Source organism: Paenarthrobacter sp. CM16, from assembly GCF_013179505.1.
In the GTDB taxonomy this organism is placed as follows: Bacteria; Actinomycetota; Actinomycetes; order Actinomycetales; family Micrococcaceae; genus Arthrobacter.
Genome location: NZ_JABMCX010000480.1, coordinates 1 through 2,065 on the forward strand (window position 1 = coordinate 1; position 2,065 = coordinate 2,065).

Annotated in this window: 2 protein-coding genes; one reads left to right on the forward strand and one right to left on the reverse strand. The window is 62.0% G+C overall.

What is annotated here, in order from left to right; genetic code table 11:
- Nucleotides 1-21: 21 nt before the first annotated feature.
- The gene (locus HP499_RS23640) at nucleotides 22-1,350 is read right to left on the reverse strand and encodes an NtaA/DmoA family FMN-dependent monooxygenase (RefSeq protein ID WP_172326480.1); all 1,329 of its coding nucleotides are present in this window, start codon (nucleotides 1,348-1,350) and stop codon (nucleotides 22-24) included.
- A gap of 153 nt (nucleotides 1,351-1,503) precedes the next feature.
- On the opposite strand from HP499_RS23640, the gene HP499_RS23645 reads away from it, so the two are divergent.
- On the forward strand, nucleotides 1,504-2,065 hold a 562-nt coding region (locus tag HP499_RS23645), incomplete at its 3' end, for a SulP family inorganic anion transporter (RefSeq protein WP_172326481.1).

The following is a 2,065-nucleotide window of genomic DNA, read 5'->3' on the forward strand; positions in this document are numbered from 1 at the left end:
TGCGGGGCTCAGCAGAGGCCATCAAAAGTCCAGGAGATTCTGCCGGAACCCACCGTTGCCGTAACTCTTCCTCAACAGGCCACGACGCCGCAGTTCCGGAGTGAGCTTGTCCAACACCCCGTGCACCGTCACAGGGTCCACAAAGCCGGAGAAAAGGAAACCGTCGCCGCCGACCTCGGCCCCGGTGGACTCCAGATAGTCAGCAATTTCATCCACGGTGCCGATGATCGAATCCCCTGCTCCGCCGCTGCGGGCCTGCAGGATCTCCCGCAGCGTGGAACCGGGAGGTGCCGCCTTGGCGAAGTGTTCCAACGTGCCCTGGTTGCTGTTGGTGCTCAGCTCAGGAAGGGGTGCGTCGAGGTCGAACTTCTTGAAGTCGATCACCGAGAGATAGGAAATGGAGTTCAGCTGGCTGTCGATATCGCGCTGGCTGAGCTCCCGGCGCCGGGCCCGCAATTCCTCGGCCTCGGCAGTAGAACCCACAACGGTGGGCTTCAGGACAAAAAGTACCTTGACGTCGTCGGGGTTCCTGCCGGCCCGGGCAGCTTCCGCCCTGATGGAATCCCGGTAGGACTTCATGCCCTCAACACCACGTGCCAAGGCAATGGCCACATCAGCATGCCCGCCCGCGAACGCTTTGCCCCGGGGCGACGCACCGGCCTGCACCAACACGGGTTCCTCCGGCAGCGGCGCCGTGTTCAGGGGACCACGGACCTTGAAGAAGTCGCCGTCGTGATTGATCGGGTGCACCTTGGTGTGGTCCGCGAACACACCTGCCTCAACGTTCTCAACCACGGCGTCAGGTTCCCAACTGCGCCACAGCCGCCTGACGACGTCGACGAATTCCTCCGCCTTCTCGTACCGGAGGTCGTGTTCGATCTGCTGGTCCAGCCCGTAATTTTGCGCCGCGAGGTCGCTGCCGGAAGTCACCACGTTCCAGCCCAACTGCCCCTCGGAAAAGTGCTGCAAAGTGGCTAGGAGACGGGCTGCAGTGAAGGGCGGATAGAAGGACGCACTGACCGTCGGGACGATCCCCAGATGCTCGGTGGCGGACAGAAGATACGGGACCAATGCCAAGGGATCATGCTTGGGCGCGAAGGATGCGTGGGCCAGGGAAACCTCGGCCGAACCGCCATAAGTGTCCGGCACCGTGAGGGAATCCTCAATGATGAAGAGGTCCAACCCGGATCGTTCGAACGCCCGGACAGCCTCCTGGTAGAGGGCGGGTTTCTTCCAGTCGTAACCCAGGCCGTAACCGGGCGTCCCCCACCCCTGGACACCGAATCCGTGGCCCACAAACCATCCAAAGTGCAGCATGGGCTTGAGTGTAGAACTGCTCTGTCCGTTCACCGCGACCTGATTTCATGCGAAGTTACAGGGGGACGTACTGGGTCAATTATGCTCCCGGGACGTCACAATTGAACGTGGATTGAGACGGCACGGATTTCCACATAGGCCTTGAATCCTGTTCCGCAAACAGCGGGGGTCGGGAATGATCGCTGTATGAATGCAGCAACCACCCGCCCTTCCGCAAAGGACCGGCTGTCCAGCCTCTGGGTCCTTAAGGGATACAAGCGTGAATGGCTGCGGCACGATCTCATTGCGGGTGCGGCACTGTTCTCCCTGTTGGTGCCCGCTGGCATGGCATATGCGCAGGCAGCCGGCTTGCCTCCTGTCACCGGCCTCTACGCAACTGTCGTACCGCTGCTGGTTTACGCGGCGGTGGGCCCTTCCCGCATCATGGTCCTCGGACCCGACTCAGCATTGGCCCCGTTGATCGCTGCGGCGATTGTGCCCCTCGCAGCGGGCAACAGCGGTAAGTCCGTGGCGTTGGCAGGGCTCCTGGCCCTGCTGGTGGGTGCGTTCATGCTGGCGGGCTCCGCCCTGAAACTGGGGACCATCACGGGTTTGCTGTCCAAACCCATTCGGCTCGGATACCTCAATGGAATCGCACTGCTGGTGGCGCTCTCGCAACTGCCGGCTTTCCTGGGTATAGAGGCCGACGGCGACGTCTGGCAAAAGCTCGGACAGGTCACCACCGGGGTATTCGGTGGTGACATCAACG